The organism is Streptomyces sp. NPDC055749, assembly GCF_053617235.1.
On the sequence record NZ_JBSHFH010000035.1, the window covers coordinates 15869 to 34253 of the forward strand.

The 18385-nt window shown below is 71.6% G+C and carries 17 protein-coding genes and 1 riboswitch; of the genes, 13 read left to right on the forward strand and 4 right to left on the reverse strand.

All coding sequences use genetic code 11. The features are described from left to right. Nucleotides 1-43: 43 nt before the first annotated feature. Both trpD and ACWGO0_RS24405 read left to right on the forward strand, forming a co-directional pair. Entirely contained in the window at nucleotides 44-1108 is a 1065-nt protein-coding gene (gene trpD / locus ACWGO0_RS24400) for an anthranilate phosphoribosyltransferase (protein WP_453538808.1), read from the forward strand. 82 nt (nucleotides 1109-1190) lie between these two features. Beyond that, a riboswitch (SAM riboswitch) is annotated at nucleotides 1191-1307 on the forward strand. A gap of 178 nt (nucleotides 1308-1485) precedes the next feature. Further along, nucleotides 1486-2862 carry an aminotransferase class V-fold PLP-dependent enzyme gene (locus tag ACWGO0_RS24405; protein WP_453538811.1) on the forward strand — a complete coding sequence of 459 codons (1377 nt, stop codon included), beginning with the start codon at nucleotides 1486-1488 and terminating at the stop codon, nucleotides 2860-2862. Nucleotides 2863-2877: 15 nt separating this feature from the next. Here the strand turns inward: ACWGO0_RS24405 and ACWGO0_RS24410 are convergent, their stop codons facing one another. Together ACWGO0_RS24410 and ACWGO0_RS24415 are read right to left on the reverse strand one after the other, a co-directional pair. Beyond that, nucleotides 2878-3159, reverse strand: coding sequence for an Lrp/AsnC family transcriptional regulator (locus ACWGO0_RS24410; protein WP_003969641.1), 282 nt, complete (start codon nucleotides 3157-3159; stop codon nucleotides 2878-2880). Then, nucleotides 3156-3908: a rhomboid family intramembrane serine protease gene (locus ACWGO0_RS24415; RefSeq protein ID WP_453538818.1), complete on the reverse strand. Its 753-nt coding sequence runs from the start codon at nucleotides 3906-3908 to the stop codon at nucleotides 3156-3158. Before ACWGO0_RS24415 ends, ACWGO0_RS24410 begins: the two co-directional genes overlap by 4 nt. Before the next feature lie 169 nt (nucleotides 3909-4077). Between ACWGO0_RS24415 and ACWGO0_RS24420 the strand changes: the two genes are divergently transcribed. The 5 genes from ACWGO0_RS24420 to ACWGO0_RS24440 all read left to right on the forward strand — a co-directional run bounded on the left by ACWGO0_RS24420 (nucleotide 4078) and on the right by ACWGO0_RS24440 (nucleotide 9597). Further along, a complete protein-coding gene (locus tag ACWGO0_RS24420) occupies nucleotides 4078-4320 on the forward strand; it encodes a hypothetical protein (protein WP_328909734.1) in 243 nt (80 codons plus the stop codon). Nucleotides 4321-4352: 32 nt separating this feature from the next. Next, entirely contained in the window at nucleotides 4353-5717 is a 1365-nt protein-coding gene (locus ACWGO0_RS24425) for an NYN domain-containing protein (protein ID WP_453538822.1), read from the forward strand. A 293-nt stretch (nucleotides 5718-6010) separates the two neighbouring features. Continuing rightward, a complete protein-coding gene (locus tag ACWGO0_RS24430) occupies nucleotides 6011-7036 on the forward strand; it encodes an NlpC/P60 family protein (protein WP_453538825.1) in 1026 nt (341 codons plus the stop codon). 253 nt (nucleotides 7037-7289) lie between these two features. After that, nucleotides 7290-8321: an NlpC/P60 family protein gene (locus tag ACWGO0_RS24435; protein ID WP_453538828.1), complete on the forward strand. Its 1032-nt coding sequence runs from the start codon at nucleotides 7290-7292 to the stop codon at nucleotides 8319-8321. A 16-nt stretch (nucleotides 8322-8337) separates the two neighbouring features. Next, entirely contained in the window at nucleotides 8338-9597 is a 1260-nt protein-coding gene (locus ACWGO0_RS24440) for a hypothetical protein (protein WP_453538831.1), read from the forward strand. Here ACWGO0_RS24440 and ACWGO0_RS24445 read toward each other — a convergent pair. Then, nucleotides 9573-10829: a glycosyltransferase 87 family protein gene (locus ACWGO0_RS24445; RefSeq protein ID WP_453538834.1), complete on the reverse strand. Its 1257-nt coding sequence runs from the start codon at nucleotides 10827-10829 to the stop codon at nucleotides 9573-9575. The two genes, ACWGO0_RS24440 and ACWGO0_RS24445, sit on opposite strands and share 25 nt — an antisense overlap. A 100-nt stretch (nucleotides 10830-10929) precedes the next feature. On the opposite strand from ACWGO0_RS24445, the gene ACWGO0_RS24450 reads away from it, so the two are divergent. Beyond that, nucleotides 10930-12072 carry a glycosyltransferase family 4 protein gene (locus ACWGO0_RS24450; protein ID WP_453538836.1) on the forward strand — a complete coding sequence of 381 codons (1143 nt, stop codon included), beginning with the start codon at nucleotides 10930-10932 and terminating at the stop codon, nucleotides 12070-12072. Nucleotides 12073-12135: 63 nt separating this feature from the next. On the opposite strand, the gene ACWGO0_RS24455 is transcribed toward ACWGO0_RS24450, so the two are convergent. Further along, nucleotides 12136-13932: an AMP-dependent synthetase/ligase gene (locus tag ACWGO0_RS24455; protein ID WP_453538839.1), complete on the reverse strand. Its 1797-nt coding sequence runs from the start codon at nucleotides 13930-13932 to the stop codon at nucleotides 12136-12138. A gap of 280 nt (nucleotides 13933-14212) precedes the next feature. Between ACWGO0_RS24455 and ACWGO0_RS24460 the strand changes: the two genes are divergently transcribed. From ACWGO0_RS24460 to ACWGO0_RS24480, 5 genes are all read left to right on the forward strand, one after another. Further along, entirely contained in the window at nucleotides 14213-15022 is an 810-nt protein-coding gene (locus ACWGO0_RS24460; RefSeq protein WP_453538842.1) for a metallophosphoesterase family protein, read from the forward strand. A 98-nt stretch (nucleotides 15023-15120) separates the two neighbouring features. Further along, on the forward strand, nucleotides 15121-15564 hold the full coding sequence (locus tag ACWGO0_RS24465) for an SRPBCC family protein (protein ID WP_453538845.1): 444 nt from the start codon (nucleotides 15121-15123) through the stop codon (nucleotides 15562-15564). Between the two features lie 4 nt (nucleotides 15565-15568). After that, a complete protein-coding gene (locus ACWGO0_RS24470) occupies nucleotides 15569-16774 on the forward strand; it encodes an ArsA family ATPase (protein WP_453538848.1) in 1206 nt (401 codons plus the stop codon). 60 nt (nucleotides 16775-16834) lie between these two features. Next, nucleotides 16835-17302, forward strand: coding sequence for a DUF5304 domain-containing protein (locus ACWGO0_RS24475; RefSeq protein ID WP_453538851.1), 468 nt, complete (start codon nucleotides 16835-16837; stop codon nucleotides 17300-17302). An 86-nt stretch (nucleotides 17303-17388) separates the two neighbouring features. Beyond that, nucleotides 17389-18330 carry an ROK family glucokinase gene (locus tag ACWGO0_RS24480; RefSeq protein ID WP_453538854.1) on the forward strand — a complete coding sequence of 314 codons (942 nt, stop codon included), beginning with the start codon at nucleotides 17389-17391 and terminating at the stop codon, nucleotides 18328-18330. The last annotated feature ends 55 nt before the right edge of the window (nucleotides 18331-18385 follow it).

Below are 18385 nucleotides of genomic sequence, written 5' to 3' on the forward strand. Positions count from 1 at the left end.
TAGAGGCCATCCCCTTATCGGCTGTGGACCCCAGGAGCGGACCATGAACGTTGTGACCCCGGACGGCGGCGACAGCGTGGCGGCTCGTTCCTGGCCGGGCGTGCTGAACCCGCTGCTGCGTGGCGAGGACCTGTCGTCGGACGACACCGCGTGGGCGATGGACCGCATCATGAGCGGCGAGGCGACCGACGCGCAGATCGCCGGTTTCGCCGTCGCGCTGCGCGCCAAGGGCGAGACGGTCGACGAGGTCACCGGGCTCGTACGGGCCATGTACGAACACGCCAACACCATTCACGTACCGGGCCGCACGGTCGACATCGTCGGCACCGGCGGAGACCTCGCCAAGACGGTCAACATCTCCACGATGTCGGCGATCGTCATCGCGGGGACCGGCGCCAAGGTCGTCAAGCACGGCAACCGGGCCGCCTCGTCGGCGAGCGGGTCGTCCGACGTCCTGGAGAAGCTCGGCGTCAACCTCGAACTGACCCCGCAGCGCGTCGTCCAGGTCGCGGAGGAGGCGGGCATCACCTTCTGCTTCGCCGTGAAGTTCCACCCCGCCCTGCGGTACGCGGCCAAGGCCCGCAAGGAGCTCGGCGCGCAGACCACGTTCAACATCCTGGGCCCGCTCACCAACCCGGCCCAGGTGCGCGCCCAGGCCGTCGGCGTCGCCGATCTGCGGATGGCGCCCATCGTGGCGGGCGTCCTCGCCGACCGCGGCAACTCGGCCCTGGTCTTCCGCGGCGACGACGGCCTCGACGAGCTGACCACCACGGCCACCTCACGGGTCTGGGTGGTCCGGGACGGTGCGGTGCGCGAGGAGGCGTTCGATCCGCGCGACGTCGGCCTGGAGCTGGTGCCCGTGGAGGCCCTGCGCGGCGCCGACGCCTCGTACAACGCCGATGTCGCCCGCCGGCTGCTGGACGGCGAGACCGGTCCGGTACGCGACGCGGTGGTGCTCAACACGGCGGCGGCGCTGGTCGCCCTGGACGGCGGGACGGGCACGCTGAACGAGGAGATCGCCGCCGGGATCGTACGGGCGCGGGAGTCGATCGACTCCGGTGCGGCCAAGCGGGTGCTGGAGCGCTGGGTGGCGGCCAGCAACGCCTGAACAGACGCTGTACGCACGGGGCGCGGTCCGGATAGCGGACCGCGCCTTGCGCATGTCCGTGCGTATGGCAAGATGCTGGGCAGGTCATGAGTGACAGCGAATAGGCCCCGGCTCGCTGTCCGGCAACCCTCCGTCCGTGGCGGGGTGCCCCGGGTGAAGACCAGGCCGTAGGCAGCGAGGTCTACGGCAAGCGCGGGCCCCTCGGCATCTGTGAATGCCAACCCCCGGGGTCCTGGTCCCTAGGGAGTCTCTTGTGAGCAAGCGAATGCGATAGGGCCCCTCCCGGCCCTCCTCCGCGCACCCTCCTTTCCTCTTCTCCTGCGCTGCCGCGTACTCGTCGGCGCGCGGAATTCGCCTGCCTGTTACGGGAGTTCGCCATGTCTGTCTCCACCGCTGCCATCGACCAGTCCATTTGTGCCCCGCTGCCGGTTCTGGGCAAGGACGTCACGGTTCCGCTCGTTACCGGTGGCGAAGTCACCTATGCCGCCCTCGACTACGCGGCCAGCGCCCCGGCGCTCCAGCGGGTGTGGGACGACGTCGCCGCGTACGCCCCGTACTACGGCAGCGTCCACCGGGGTGCCGGCTACCTCTCGCAGCTCTCCACGGACCTCTTCGAGAGCAGCCGCAGGACGGTCGCGGAGTTCCTCGGCTGCCGGGCCGACGACCAGGTGATCTTCACCCGCTCCACGACCGACTCCCTCAACCTGCTCGCCGCCGCGCTCCCCGCGGACTGCGAGGTCTTCGTCTACGAGACCGAGCACCACGCCTCACTGCTGCCGTGGCGCGACGCCCGCGTGACCTACCTCAACGCTCCCCGCACCCCGGGGCAGGCCGTCGAGGCCCTGGAGCGCGCGCTCGCCGAGCGCGACCCCTACGGCCCGGCGCTCGTCTGCGTCACCGGTGCCTCCAACGTCACCGGCGAGCTGTGGCCGGTCAGGGAGCTGGCCGCCGCCGCCCACGCCCACGGTGCGCGCATCGTGCTGGACGCCGCGCAGCTCGCGCCCCACCACCCGGTCGACATCGCGGAGCTGGACGTCGACTGGGTCGCCTTCTCCGGACACAAGCTGTACGCGCCGTTCGGTTCGGGAGTCCTCGCGGGCCGCGCCGACTGGCTCCAGGACGCGGAGCCGTACCTGGCCGGCGGCGGGGCCTCGCGCAAGGTCGCCCGGCGCACCGACGGCGGCGTGGACGTGGAGTGGCACACCACCGCGGCCCGCCACGAGGCCGGTTCGCCCAACGTCATCGGCGTCTACTCGATCGCCTCCGCCTGCAAGGCGCTGACCGAGGCGGGCTTCGACAGCCTCGTCGCCCGCGAGCAGCGGCTCGTCTCCGAGGTCCGTGCCGGACTCGCCGAGGTGCCCGAGGTCAGGGTGCTCTCGCTGTTCGGCGACGACGCCCCGCGGGTCGGCGTCATCTCCTTCGTCGTCGAGGACTGGAACAGTTCGCACTTCGCCGCCGCGCTCTCCGCGGAGTACGGCATCGGCGTCCGCGACGGCCTGTTCTGCGCCCACCCCCTGGTGCGGACCCTGCTGGGCAGCGACCCGCAGACCCAGGGCGAGTGCGGCGCTCCGGAGGCCGGTCCGGGCGAGCGGTCCCTCAACGCGATCCGGGTCAGCTTCGGGGCCGGTACGCCGGACGAGCACGTCGAGCGTTTCGTACGCGCGGTGAAGGAGCTGGTCAGCGACGGCGCCCAGTGGAAGTACCGCACGGAGGACGGCCGCTGCGTCCCGGACCGCGGAACCGCTCAGGTCTGATCCGGGCGAGAGGTCCTAGGCGTCGAGGCCGATCGCGAAGGCCGCTTCGAGGTCGTGCTGCGAGTACGTACGGAACGCCACGTGCGTGTCCGTTCCCTCGACGCCCGGGATCTTGCTGATCCGGCCGGGGATGACATCGGCGAGATCGTCGTGCCTGGCCACACGGACCATGGCGATCAGGTCGTACGTCCCGGTGACCGAGAAGACCTCGCTGACACTGTCCAGCGCGGCGATCGCCTCGGCGATCTCCGGAATCCGGTCCACGCTGGTCTTGATGAGCACGATCGCGGTGATCACGGCTGGCTTTCTCCCTCGGTGGCCGTGGCTGGAGACTTCACTCTAGCCGCACGGCGGTAGCACACCCAGGCGTAGAGGAACCCGGCGGCGAAGCCCGCCACATGGGCGAGATACGCCACGCCCGGGCTGTTCCCCACGCTCTGCGCCGCCAGCCACTGAAGGATGAACCAGAAGATCAGCACGATCCAGGCGGGGAAGCGCAGGGGCAGGAAGAAGAGGAACGGGAAGATGCTCGTGACCCGCGCCCTGGGGAAGAGGCAGAGGAACGCGCCGAGCACCGCGGAGATCGCACCCGACGCGCCCACCAGCGTCTGGTCCGATTCGGCGTGCGCCGCCGCGTAGACGAGCAGTGCCAGGTAGCCGCAGGAGAGATAGAAGACCGCGAACCCCACGTGGCCCATGCGTTCCTCGGCCATCGCCCCGAACACGTACAGGAACAGCATGTTGCCGAGCAGGTGCAGCCAGCTTCCGTGTACGAACAGTGCGGTGAGCGGGGTGAGCAGCGCACGCGTCGAACCGGCCCACAGTTCGCTGGGGATCACGCCCCACCGTTCGAAGTACGCGGCCTGCGCGGCGAGCAGCCGGTCGGCGGTGCCGTAGGAGAGGTTGAACCCCGACAACGGGCTGATCAGGAAGACGGCGCAGCACAACGCGATGAGTCCGTACGTGACGGGCGCACCGTCCGCCGCGGCCGCTCCCCGGACTCTCCTGGCCTTGTCGCGCCAATCGACTTCCCGCCAATCGATCATGCACAGAGCATGACGCACCGGCGGAGAACGGGACAGACCGCCTCGCCGTGTCGATGGGTATGCGCGAGGCCGTAGGGTTACGACAGGACATCCGCAGTTCGACGGCGCACCGCGAGATCGTTGAAACAGACAGCTTGAGGCTCGACGAACGACGAAAGAGGACGCAACGATGACGACGGTCCCCATGCCGACCGACGGGACCCGCTGGCGCTGCACGCTCTGCGGAAATCTCACCCGGTTCGACGTGACCCGCTCCTCCAAGGTCGTGGAGTACGTCCATCTGGACCTGGCCGGGGAGTCGAGCGTCGAGGAGCGCGAGGTGGTCAGTGAGACCATCGAGTCGGTGCGCTGCCGCTGGTGCAACGCGGTGGACCAGATCGAGCTGGTAGACAGGCCGGGCGCCGACTCCTGACGGGGCCGCGGACAGACATATTGGGGTGACGGATGGCGGAGCAGCCGACTCACGGCGCCGAACCGGCCGATGAGGCCGAGGGCGCCGTCGAGGCACTCGACCGTCCGCTGCCCGAGGGCGTGCGCCGCCGGGTCATCGCGCTGGTCTCGGACGCGTTCGGCGGCCTGACCGTCGGCGAACTCCCCACCCAGCTCAGGCAGTACGCCCGTTTCACGCCGACCCGCCGCGCCAAGTTCGCCGGGAACGCGATGGCGGCCGCCCTGGAGAGCGAGCCGGTGTTCCGCCGGCGCATCGGTGAGCGGCTCACCCAGGCCCAGCCCGAGCTGGCCGCCACGCTGGGGGCCGGCGCGCCGCCGGCCGCCGCCGATCCCGTCGATGTGGCCGCCGCGGCCTACGTGCTGCGGCCTGTCGGCTGGGTGAAGCTGGTCGAGGCCGCGGGCGAAGAGGTTCAGCGGGCCGACGCCGAGCGGGCCGACGAGGAGACCCGGCGCGAACTGGAGCGGCTGCGCGAGGAGCTGGCCCAGGCCCGCAGCCATACGAAGAGCGAGACCGAGCGGCTGCGTGCCGAACTCGACGCCGCCCGCAAGGAAGCGGAATCGCTCCAGCGCAAACTCCGCAGCGCCCTCAGCGAGGTGAAGCGCAGCGAGGCGGCCCTGCGCCGCGGTGGCGCCGAGGCCGACACCGTACGGTCCGAGGCGGCGGTGCAGATCTCGGCCGCCGAGAGCGAGTCCCGGCGGTTGAAGGCCCGGCTCGGCGAGGCGGAGGCGTCCGTCGAGGCGAGTCGCAGAGCGGCGAGGGAGGGGCGCTCGGTCGAGGACATGCGGCTGCGGCTGCTGCTCGACACCGTGCTCGACGCGGCACAGGGGCTGCGCCGCGAACTGGCCCTGCCGCCCTCCTCGATCCGTCCCGCGGACAGTGTCGAGGCAGTCGAGCCCGGCCGGATGTCACCCAAGGACATTGCCGCCAGGGCCCTTTCGGAGACCGATCCGGCGCTGCTCGACCAGCTGCTCGCGCTGCCGCAGGCGCATCTGATCGTCGACGGCTACAACGTCACCAAGACCGGCTATCCGCAGATGCCGCTGGAGAAGCAGCGGTTGAGGCTGCTGGGCGGTCTCTCGGTGCTGGCCGCGCAGACCGGCGCGGAGATGACCTGTGTGTTCGACGGGGCGGAGCTGGCCGCGCCCGTCCTGCTCGCACCGCCGCGCGGGGTGCGCGTGCTGTTCAGCAAGGCGGGCGTGACCGCCGACGAGCTGATCCGGCAGCTGGCCCGCGCGGAACCGCCCGGCCGGCCCGTCGTGGTGGTCTCCACCGACCGCGAAGTGGCCGACGGAGTGGCGAAGGCCGGTGCCAGGCCCGTCGCGTCCGCCTTGCTCCTGAAGCGGCTTTCGCGCGTCTGATGCCTTGTGACCAGCATGTGTGGCATGTCGGATTTTCCGGAACGTACCGTCAAGTTCCCGCTACACGCCGTGTGATGTGAGCAAAGAAGTACCTCGTGTGGCGAGATTTTGCTCGTGAGGATTTGAACTGATCACAAGTTGGTCACTAAGGTCGGGCCTCGAACCTTCGCACGGTTGATCACCCATCCGGGGTGGCAGCGAAGGAACCGCCGCGTCCGTGATGTGTACGGAGCCGGGGATTTCCGTCCCCCCATAGCCCGGTAGGCGGCTCGAGGAAGAAGGAGCTCGCCTTCGTGGCGTCCCACCGTCGTCCCAAGCAGCCGAGCCGCACCCGCGTGACCGTGCTCACCGCTACCGCCGCCGCGGCCGTGGCCCTGACCTCCCAGGCCGCGCACGCCGAGCCCAAGCCGACCAAGAGCGAGGTCAAGGCGAAGGTCGACAAGCTCTACCACGAGGCGGAAGCGGCCACCGAGAAGTACAACGGGGCCAAGGAGCAGCAGGACAAGCTCAAGAAGCAGGTCGACGGGATCCAGGACAAGGTCGCCCGCGGTCAGGACGAGCTCAACACCCTGCGCGGCGAGCTCGGTTCGCTGGCCACCGCCCAGTACCGCTCCGGTGGGATCGACCCGTCCGTCCAGCTCTTCCTCGCTTCGGACCCGGACAGCTTCCTCGACAAGGCGTCGGCGCTCGACCAGCTGACGGCGAAGCAGACCGAATCGCTCCAGAAGATCCAGTCGAAGCAGCGCACGCTCGCGCAGCAGCGCAAGGAGGCCCAGTCGAAGCTGGGCGACCTCGCCGACGTCCGCAAGGCGCTCGGTGAGAACAAGAAGAAGTTCCAGGGCAAGCTCGCCGACGCGCAGGCGCTCCTCAACACCCTGACCGAGGCCGAGCGGGCCAAGATGGCCGAGGAGGAGCAGCGCGCCAGCCGCGCGGCGAGCGAGCGGGTCAGCCTCGGTAACGAGGTCCCCGCCTCGGCACGCGGCGCCGCCGCCCTCCAGGCCGCCTCCACGCAGCAGGGCAAGCCGTACGTCTCCGGCGGCACAGGCCCCAACTCGTTCGACTGCTCCGGTCTGACCCAGTGGGCCTACGCCCAGGCCGGTGTCCAGATCACCCGGACCACGTACACCCAGCACAACGACGGCACGAAGATCGGCCGCAGCCAGCTGAAGCCCGGGGACCTGGTGTTCTTCAACAACCTGGCCCATGTGGGCCTGTACGCGGGCAACAACCAGATCCTGCACGCCCCGAAGCCGGGCACCGTGGTCCGTTACGAGTCGATGGACTACATGGGCACCTTCCAGTTCGGCGTGCGCATCTGACGCCCGAACGGGCGAATTACGGCACCCCTCGCTGACGCCCCCGCCCCGCCGGAGACCAAGGTCACCGGCGGGGCGGAGCTGTTTTCCGGCCCCCGCGGGGCCGCCGCGGCCTTTGGCCGCTGTGTAGCCGTCCGATTACTGTCTGCCTGCTGTGCAGCTCCCGGTCGTCGGTCCGCCCGCCCCGGGCGGCAAGGGGCTGCGCACCGTCCGCCGGTTCCGGCGGTCGGGTACGCGGAAGGGAGTGCGGCTTCCTGTGGTGTCCCATCGCCGTTCCACACAGTCCGGCCTCAACCGGACCGTCCGGGTCACTGTCCTGTCGGCCGCCGCGGCGACTGCCGCGGCCACACTCGGGGCCGTCCCGGCGAGCGCCGACCCGCAGGACACGCACGAGGCCACCAAGGCCCGTGTCGACCGGCTGTACGGCGAGGCCGAGCAGGCCACCGAGCGGTTCAACGAGGCCGGGGAGAAGGTCGGCCGGCTGCGTGGCGAGGTGGTCCGGGCGCAGGACACGGCGGCCCGCGGCCAGCAGGACATCAACCGGATGCGCACGGCCCTCGGTTCGATCGCAGGCGCGCAGTACCGCTCGGGCGGCATCGACCCGTCGATCGCCCTGCTGCTCTCGGCCGACCCGGACACCTACCTCGAACAGGCCGCCACCCTCGACCGGTTGAGCGAGCGGCGGACCCTCGAACTGCACAAGCTCCAGCGGGCGCAGCGCAAGGTCGCCCAGATCCGCGCGGAGGCCACCAGGTCCCTCGCCGAGCTGGAGAGCAGCCGGGCGGCCGTCACCCGCCACAAGCGCACCGTGGAGGGCAAGCTCGCCCAGGCACGGCAACTGCTGAACTCCCTGCCCTCCGAGGACCGGGAGACCCTCGACCGGGCCTCCCGCTCAGGACGTGACGAGCCGGTCCCGGCCCTCTCCGGCCAGGCGCCGGGCTCGGGGAGGTCCATGGCCGCCCTCGTGGCGGCCAGGCAGGCGCTCGGGCTGCCGTACGTGTGGGGTGCCAACGGGCCCAGCGGATTCGACTGCTCCGGGCTCATGCAGTGGGCGTACGCCCAGGCCGGGGTCAGCCTGCCGCGCACCTCCCAGGCCCAGCGGTACGCAGGCCGGATGGTGCCGCTCGAAGAGGCCCGCCCCGGGGACCTGGTCGCCTACCGCGCGGACGCGAGCCACATCGGGATGTACGCGGGCAACGGCCAGGTGATCCACGCCCCCTATCCCGGCGCCCCGGTGCGCTACGACCCTGTCGGCATGATGCCCGTCTCCTCGGTCACCCGTCTGTGACCGTACGATCGGCGGGATGGCTGTTCAGAGGCGTGAGGCAGGGCGGGAGCGGGCCCGGGCGCGGCGCACGGCGGGCGCCGTGCTCGCCGCGCTGCTGCTCGCGTCCGCCTGCGCGGCCCCCGGCGAGCAGGCCAGGGACACGGCCGCCCAGGAGATCCGCGCCACCCTGGAGCGCCGCGCGACCGCGGTCCTGAACCACGACCCGCAGGGGTACCTGGCCGCGCTCGCCCCGAAGGCCACGGCCCTGCGCGCCGCCCAGCTCACCGAGCTGGCCAACCTCGCCGACGTACCGCTGAAGTCGTGGACGTACGAGCTGAAGACCGTGACCCCGCACGGCGCCGGCCGGGTCACCGCCGACGTCGACCTCCGGTACCGGATCGACGGCTACGACCGGGCACCCGTATCCGCGGCCCGCACCCTGGAACTGGCCAAGGACGACGCCGACGGCCGCTGGTACATCGCCGCGGACCGGCCCGGCAAGGGCGCCGCGGGCCTGCTGTGGCAGCAGGGCGACATCGACGTCGTCCGGGGCAGCCACAGCCTCGTACTCGGAGTGGGCCGCCCCGAGGCCGAGCTGCGCCGGGTCGCGGACACCGCGGACCACGCAGTGCCGGCCGTCTCCGCCGCCTGGCCGGAGTCCTGGGCGCGCCGGGTGGTGGTGCTCGTGCCGGACTCGGTGGAGGACATGGCGGGGCTGCTCGGCTCGCCCGCGGCGAGCTACCGGGGCATAGCGGCCGTCACCACCGGGGAGGTGGGCGGTTCGGGCCGGGCTCCCGGCGCCGCCGACCGGGTGATCGTCAATCCGCAGGCGTACGCGATGCTCGGCGCGTTCGGGCAGCAGGTCGTCCTCACCCACGAGACCACCCATGTGGCGACCCGCGTCCGTACCTCCCCGGCCACCCCGGTCTGGCTCTCGGAGGGCTTCGCCGACTGGGTCGCCTACCGGGACGAGAACCGCGCGGCCGGTCTGATCGCGCCCGAGCTGGCCGAGGCGGTCCGCGGGGGAGAACAGCCCACCGTGCTGCCCGAGGACGAGGAGTTCGGCTTCGACGGCGACGCGGACAAGCTCGCAAGGGCGTACGAGGGGGGCTGGATGGCCTGCGAGCTCATCGAGGACCGCTGGGGCGCGGAGAAGCTGATCGCCTTCTACAAGGCCGTGGGGGGCCATCCGGGGCGGGACGGGGCGGTGGAGCAGGCGATGCACACGGTGCTCGGTACGACTCCGCAGGACTTCACGTCGAGCTGGCGCGACTACGTGGCGGCCCGGCTCGGCTGACGGTCCCCCCGCTCCGGGCCCCCGGCGGAGCCGGCGCGCGGTCCGTCCCCCGGCCCGGCCGGTACGGTCTCCCGCCACAACCGCAGCCCGGCGGCCAGCGTCGCGGCGACCAGCAGACCGTTGCGTACGAGGAGCAGCCCCACGCCCACCGCGTCACTGGCGACCACGTGCGCGAAGCCGAGCGGGAACTCCAGCAGGGTGACGCCCGTGGCCACCAGCACCAGACAGGCGGGCAGCGCCATGCGGCTGCCCCGGAACACCAGGCAGACGGCCGCCAGGCCGACCAGCCACAGCATGTACTGGGGACTGATGACCCGGCTGGTCGTGGTGAACAGCAGGACGGCCGTGAACGCCGCGTCCGCCGGAGTGCTCACCGTGAACGTCCGGGCCCGCAGCCGCCACACCAGGAGCCAGCCGAAGGCGAGCACGGTCAGCCCCATGGCGAGCGTGGACACCAGTGGGACGTACGCGCCGACGAACTCCATCGAGCCGTAGCGCAGCTCCACCCCGCCCTCCCAGCCGAACTGCCGCGCCACGTGGAACACCAGCGCCCCCAGCGACTCGATCTCGGTGCCCCGGTCGCGCTGGAACGACAGGAACGCGAACGCGCCGGGCAGCGCGGCCGCGCACAGCACGGCCAGCGTCACCGCCGCCGTCGCGGCGGCCGACCACGCGCTCCGGCTCGCCCGCCCGCGCGCCGTGCCCACCAGCAGCAGCAGGGGCCACACCTTCAGCAGCGCACCGAACGCGGCCAGTGCCCCCAGCACCCGCGGCCTGCGCACCCCGGCCAGCAGCGCCGTCACCGCGACCGCGGTGACCATCAGGTCGTAACGGGCGTACGAGGTCGGGCCGAGGAGCGGCACGCCCGCCACCCACACCCAGGCCCCCGCGCCGCTCCTGCCCGGCCGCCGCCCCGCGCGCAGCAGCAGGCCCAGCACCAGCGCGTCGCAGAACAGGACCACGACGTAGAAGGCCGACGGATAGTCCAGGAAGGGCAGCAGGGCAGGTGAGAGGACGGCGAGCGCGGCGACGGGCGGGTACTGCCAGGTGACGTCGTCCACCGGGTAGGTGCCGCTCCTCAGCACCTCGTACCAGCCGTGGTAGATCGCCGACACATCGCTCGTCACGTCAGGCCCCGGGACCGTGAAGACCTTGAGGACGCAGAGCAGCAGCGTCGCCCGGGTGAGCGCCCACACCGCGAGAGACAGACGTGTGCCGGTTGCTCCCGTCATGACTGCCTCATCCCGATCGGCGGTGGTTACGGAGGGCCATGATGCCGGGCGGGACGGGGCGGGAGCGATGAAGCGGGGCCGTTCGGTACTGTCGGCGGCGATGGACAAGACCCTGATCGTGACGAACGATTTTCCGCCCCGGCCCGGTGGTATCCAGGCGTTCCTGCACAACATGGCGCTGCGCGTGGACCCCGGACAGCTCGTCGTCTACGCCTCCACATGGAAGCGCGGCCCCGAGGGTGTCGCGGCCACCGCCGTCTTCGACGCCGAGCAGCCCTTCACCGTCGTGCGCGACCGTACGACGATGCTGCTGCCGACTCCGCGGGTCACCCGGCGGGCGGTTCAGCTCCTGCGCGAACACGGCTGCTCCTCCGTCTGGTTCGGCGCCGCGGCCCCGCTCGGCCTGATGGCGCCCGCCCTGCGCAAGGCGGGCGCGCGCCGGATCGTCGCCACCACCCACGGGCACGAGGCGGGCTGGGCCCAGCTGCCCGGCTCCAGGCAGCTGCTGCGCCGCATCGGCGAGGGCACGGACACGCTCACGTACCTCGGCGAGTACACCCGTTCCCGGATCGCGGCGGCCCTCACCCCTGAGGCTGCGGGCCGCATGGTCCAGCTGCCGCCCGGGGTCGACGAGAAGACCTTCCACCCGGCATCGGGCGGGGACCTCGTCAGGGCCCGGCTCGGGCTCACGGACCGGCCCGTCGTCGTCTGTGTGTCGCGGCTCGTCCCGCGCAAGGGCCAGGACACCCTGATCCTCGCCATGCCCGCGATCCTCGCGCGGGTGCCGGACGCGGTCCTCCTGATCGTCGGCGGCGGACCGTACGCGGGGGAACTGAAGAAGCTGGCCGCCGAGACCGGAGTGACGGACTCGGTGCGGTTCACCGGCCCGGTGCCGTGGGAGGAGCTGCCCGCGCACTACGGCGCCGGTGACGTCTTCGCCATGCCGTGCAGGACCCGGCGCGGCGGCCTCGACGTCGAGGGCCTCGGCATCGTCTATCTGGAGGCGTCCGCGACCGGCCTGCCGGTGGTGGCGGGCGACTCGGGCGGCGCGCCCGACGCCGTGCTCGACGGGGAGACCGGGTGGGTGGTGCGGGGCGGCTCCGCGGAGGAGTCCGCCGACCGGATCGTCACCCTGCTCCGCGATCCGGAGCTGCGGCGGCGGATGGGGGAGCGGGGCAGGGCCTGGGTCGAGGAGAAATGGCGCTGGGACCTGCTCGCACAGAAGCTGAGGACGCTGCTCTGAACCGCGCGAAGGGCCCCTGCCTCCCGGGACGGGGAGACAGGGGCCCTTCGCGTAAGTGCCCGATCAGGCGCGGTAGATGGACTCGACCTCGTCGGCGAAGTCCTTCGCCACCACATTGCGCTTCAGCTTCAGCGACGGCGTGATGTGGCCCGCCTCCTCGGTGAACTGGGCGGCCAGGACGCGGAATTTGCGTACGGACTCGGCCTTGGACACCGCGGCGTTGCCGTCGTCCACGGCCCGCTGCACCTCGGCCAGCAGCTCCGGGTCCTCGCGCAGCGACACGGCCGTCGAACCGGCGGGCTTGCCGTTCTCCTCGGCCCAGCGGCTCAGGAACTCCTCGTCCAGGGTGATCAGCGCGCCCACGAACGGACGCCCGTCACCGACCACCATGCACTCACCGACCAGCGCGTGCGCGCGGATCCGGTCCTCGATCACGGCGGGGGCGACGTTCTTGCCGCCCGCCGTCACGATGATCTCCTTCTTGCGGCCGGTGATCGCGAGATAGCCGTCCTCGTCGAGGGTGCCGATGTCACCGGTGTGGAACCAGCCGTCGGCCAGCGCCTCGGCCGTCGCCGTCTCGTTCTTCCAGTAGCCCGTGAACAGGTGCTCGCCGTGCAGCAGCACCTCACCGTCGTCGGCGATCCGGACGACCGAACCGGGCAGCGGCTGACCGACCGTACCGATCTTCTGCCGGTCCCACGGGTTGAAGGCGGTGGCCGCACACGTCTCGGTCAGGCCGTAGCCCTCCAGCACCGTGAAGCCGATACCGCGGTAGAAGTGGCCGAGCCGCTCACCGAGCGGCGCGCCGCCGGAGATCGCGTACTCGCCCTTGCCGCCGAGCACGGCCCGCAGCTTGCTGAAGACCAGCTTGTCGAAGACCTTGTGCTTGACCTTCAGACCGAGGGACGGCCCCTGCGGGGTGCCCAGCGCGCGGCTGTACGCGATCGCGGTGTCGGCGGCCCGGTCGAAGATCTTGCCCTTGCCGTCGGCCTGCGCCTTGGCGCGCGCCGAGTTGTAGACCTTCTCGAAGACCCGCGGCACACCGAGGATCAGCGTCGGCCGGAAGGCCGCCAGCTCATCGGTGAGGTTCTTGATGTCCGGCACGCAGCCGAGCTTGATCGGGGCCATCACCGAGGCCACCTCGACCAGCCGGCCGAAGACGTGCGCGGCCGGCAGGAAGAGGAGTACGGAGCACTCGCCCGTACGGAAGAGGGGCTTGAGCCGCTCCACCACGTTGCCGCACTCCGCGAAGAAGCTGCGGTGGGTCAGCACGCAGCCCTTGGGGCGGCCCGTGGTGCCCGAGGTGTAGACGATGGTGGCCGGGTCGTCGGCCTTGGCGCTCACCGTGCGCAGGTCCATGGTCTCCTCCGAGACCTGCGCCCCGGCGGCGGCCAGTTCGTCGACCGCGCCCTTGTCGATCTGCCACACGTGGTGCAGCTCGGGCAGTCCGTCCCGTACAGAGGCGACGGCCTCGGCGTGGGCGTCGCTCTCCACGATGACGCCGACGGCACCCGAGTCGCCCAGGATCCACTGGACCTGCTCGGGCGAACTGGTCTCGTAGACCGGGACGGTGACCGCGCCGGCGCTCCAGATCGCGAAGTCCAGCTGCACCCACTCGTAGCGGGTGCGCGACATCAGGGCGATCCGGTCGCCGGGCTGCACGCCCGCCGCGATCAGGCCCTTGGCCGCGCTTCTGACCTCGGCGAGGAACCGGGTGGCGGTGACGTCCGTCCAGACGCCGGCCACCTTGCGGCTCATCACCGCGACTTCGGGATGCTGAGCGGCATTGCGGCGGATGAGATCCGTCAGGTTGCCGTCCGAGGGGACCTCGTACAGGGCCGGAAGGCTGAACTCGCGCAAGACTGCTGCTCCTCATCGGGCGCCGGTGCCACGGCTCTGTGTGACGCACCGGATGCGGTCCAAAACTGGCACGTGCTCCGTGGGGTGAGCACGACTGGACTGCCCGGACGTTACCCACCGGTAGTCGGTTCCGGATAGGGGGTTCCGGCCAGATGTCTTATGCATCACACACATAGGTGGGCCTAGACGGGCACAGTAGTGCACCCATGTGACGACCCGGAAGTTACCGCAGGTCCTGCCACACCTACCCAGGCGGCAGACCGCGATCTAGGGTGATCGGATGCGAGGCAGCGGTGGGGACGGCCGGAGCGCGACCGCGAGGAGCGGTACGCGCGTCCACGTGGTCAGTGACGTGCACGGCAACACCGAGGCGCTCGCACGCGCGGGAGACGGCGCCGACGCCCTCATCTGCCTCGGTGACCTGGTGCTCTTCCTCGACTACGCCGACCACTCGCGCGGCATCTTCCCCGACCTCTTCGGGGTGGAGAACGCGGACCGCATCGTGGAACTGCGCACCGCCCGCCGCTTCGAGGAGGCCCGCGACTTCGGCCGCGCCCTGTGGGAGGGCATGGACCGCAACGCCGCCATCGTCGCCGCGGTACGCAAGCAGTACGCGGAGATGTTCGCCGCCCTGCCCACCCCGACGTACGCCACCTACGGCAACGTCGACATCCCCGGCCTCTGGCCCGAGTACGCCGCCCCCGGCACCACCGTCCTGGACGGCGAGCGCGCCGAGATCGGCGGCCGGGTCTTCGGGTTCGTCGGCGGCGGCCTGAAGACCCCGATGAACACCCCGTACGAGATCAGCGACGAGGAGTACGCGGCCAAGGTCGAGGCGCTCGGGCAGGTCGACGTGCTCTGCTCGCACATCCCGCCCGACGTCCCGGAGCTGACGTACGACACCGTGGCGCGCCGCTTCGAGCGCGGCAGCCCCGCCCTTCTCGACGCCATCCGCCGCACCCGCCCCCGTTACGCGCTTTTCGGCCATGTCCACCAGCCGCTGGTCCGCCGGATGCGGATCGGAGTCACCGAGTGCGTCAACGTCGGTCACTTCGCCTCCACCGGGCGGCCATGGGCCCTGGAGTGGTGAAGCGGACCGCGGAACGACGACCCTCCTGTACGCGATAGCCTGCACGCGGCAGATCTCTGCCGAACGCGACCGGTACAGCGCACTGGAGGGCCACGGCGATGGCTGAACACACCAGCTCGAGCATCATGATCGAGGCGGCACCGGCCGACGTCATGGGAGTGATCGCCGACTTCGCCCGCTACCCCGAGTGGACCGGCGAGGTGAAGCAGGCCGAGGTCCTGGCCGGCGACGACCGGGGCCGGGCCGAGCAGGTCCGCCTCGTCCTGGACGCCGGAGCGATCAAGGACGACCACGTCCTCGCGTACACCTGGACCGGTGAGAACGAGGTCAGCTGGACCCTGGTGAAGTCCCAGATGCTGCGGGCCCTCGACGGCTCGTACACGCTGGCGCCGGTCGGCGACCGCACCGAGGTGACCTACCGGCTGGCCGTCGACGTCAAGATCCCGCTCCTCGGCATGATCAAGCGCAAGGCGGAGAAGGTCATCATCGACCGCGCCCTCGCCGGACTGAAGAAGCGCGTCGAGTCCGTCCCGAAGGGCTGACCGCGTGCGTACGGTCCTGGTCACCGGCCCCGGCGGCGCAGGCCGTACGACGGTCGCGGCGGCGACCGCACTGGCCGCCGCCCGCGCGGGCATGCGCACCCTGCTCGTCTCCGCCGACGCCGTACCCGGATTCCCCACCGGCACAGAGCCCACCGAGGTCACCGGCGGACTGCGGTACGCCCGCATCGACTCCGGCGAACACTTCCGCGAGGAACTCGTCGCCCTCCAGGACCGGGCGTCCGGGGTCCTGGGCCTGCTCGGTGCCAACCGCCTCGACGGCGAGGAACTCACCGAACTGCCCGGCAGCACACAGTTCGCCCTCCTCCACACGCTGCGCCGCGCCGCCGACGGCGACTGGTCGCAGGACGGCACGGACGTCCTCGTCGTCGACCTGCCACCGCTGCGCGAGGCACTCGCCCTGCTCGCCCTGCCCGAGCAGCTGCGCCGCTACCTGCGCCGCCTCCTGCCCCAGGAACGCCAGGCCGCACGCGCCCTGCGCCCGGTCCTCGCCCAGCTCGCCGGGGTCCCCGCGCCCGCGCAGTGGCTGTACGAGGCCGCAGCCCGCAAGGACGCCGAGCTGGCCGCCGTCCAGGCGCTGATCGAGGACCGCTCGACGACCGTACGGCTGGTCGCCGAACCCGGACCGGCCGCCGAGGACACCCTGCGCACCGCCCGTACCGGACTCGCCCTGCAGGGCCTGCGAACCGACGCACTCGTGGCCAGCCGCGTACTGCCCCGGCACTCGCCCGACCCCTGGTTCGCCGGCCTCGCCGCCCAGCAGGAGAAGTGCCTCGACCACTGGTCGCAGGAGTGGGCCCCCGGGACGCCCCTGAGCGAAGCGCCCCACCTGGGCCATGATCCGCGGGGCCTCGACGATCTGGCCCTGCTCGGCGGCCCCGCCCCCGACGAACGGACCCCCGGCCGCGCCGACGACCCCTGGTGGATCGAGGACACCCGGACCCCGGACCCGTCGGACGACCAGGCCGACGGGACCCTCGTCTGGTGCCTGCCGCTGCCCGGAGCCCGCAAGGAGGACCTCCACCTGGTCCGCCGCGGCGACGAACTGCTCCTCACCGTCGGCCCGTTCCACCGGATCGTGCGCCTGGAGTCCGGGCTGCGCCGCTGCACCGTGGCCGGAGCCGCGCTCAACGACGGCGTGCTGCGCGTCCGGTTCACGCCGGACCCTGACCTCTGGCCACGGATCCGATGAACGGTTTACCCCCGTTCGGGTAACGTCGGTACTACATCACCCTTGCCGCAGGAGCCCGCCATGAGTGAAGCCACCGATCGTCCCGCCGACGGCGACGCGTGGGCCGATGCCTGCGCCGAGGACCTCGAAGCCGAGAAGGCCAGACGCCGCGCCGAGTACGGGCCGCAGCCCGGATCCGCCGCCGAGGAACTGCGCAAGCTGGTCGACGCGGTGGCCGACAAGGTCTCCTCGCTCCAGTCCCCGCTGCTCGGCGTCGCAGCCCAGGGCGCCGTCCAGCAGGTGATCAGGCAGGCCAAGTCCGCGGTCGAGCCCGTCATCGAGCGCAATCCGGACCTCTTCGACCATCTCGCCGCCGCGGGCAACGAACTCCTCGCCGCCTACCGCTCGGCCGTCGAGGGCCAGGAGTCCCGCTGGACCCGCACCACCGAGGGCGCGGGCGGCGCGAGCAGCGCGAAGAAGGCATCCGAGGACCCGTCCGACCCCCGTGACGAGGGCCCCGGCGGCAGCGAACACATCGACCTCGACTGACCCCGGGCCGGAGGCAGAAGGCCCGGCGCCTTCCCCGCCTCGGGTACGGTTGGCCGTAGCGGGGCTCGACCGAAACTGAGGGATTCATGGGACTCACCATCGGCGTCGATATCGGCGGCACGAAGATCGCGGCTGGAGTGGTCGACGAAGAGGGCCAGATCCTCTCGATGTTCAAGGTACCGACCCCGCCGACGGCCGAAGGCATCGTCGACGCCATCTGCTCAGCCGTGGCCGGAGCGAGCGAGGGACATGACGTCGAGGCGGTCGGCATCGGTGCTGCCGGATATGTCGACGACAAGCGCGCCACCGTGCTGTTCGCACCGAACATCAAGTGGCGCCACGAGCCGTTGAAGGACAAGGTCGAGCAGCGCGTCGGCCTGCCGGTCGTCGTCGAGAACGACGCCAACGCGGCGGCCTGGGGCGAGTACCGCTTCGGAGCGGGCCAGGGCCACGAGGACGTCATCTGCATCACGCTCGGCACCGGCCTGGGCGGCGGCATCATCATCGGCAACAAGCTGCGGCGCGGACGCTTCGGTGTGGCCGCCGAGTTCGGCCACATCAGGGTCGTCCCGGACGGTCTGCTCTGCGGCTGCGGCAGCCAGGGCTGCTGGGAGCAGTACGCATCGGGGCGCGCGCTCGTCCGCTACGCGAAGCAGCGCGCCAACGCCACCCCCGAGAACGCCGCGATCCTCCTGTCGCTCGGCGACGGCACGGTGGAGGGCATCGAGGGCAAGCACATCAGCGCCGCCGCACGCCAGGGCGACCTGGTGGCCGTCGACTCGTTCCGTGAGCTGGCCCGCTGGGCCGGAGCCGGACTCGCCGACCTCGCCTCGCTCTTCGACCCCTCCGCGTTCATCGTCGGCGGCGGTGTCTCGGACGAGGGCGAACTCGTCCTCGACCCGATCCGCAAGTCCTTCCGGCGCTGGCTGATCGGCGGCGAATGGCGCCCGCACGCCCAGGTGCTCGCCGCCCAGCTCGGCGGCAAGGCCGGCCTGGTGGGCGCGGCCGACCTGGCCCGCCAGGGCTGAGCCCGCACAGCACGACCGAACGCCCGTCGCGCCCTCTGGGGCGCGGCGGGCGTCC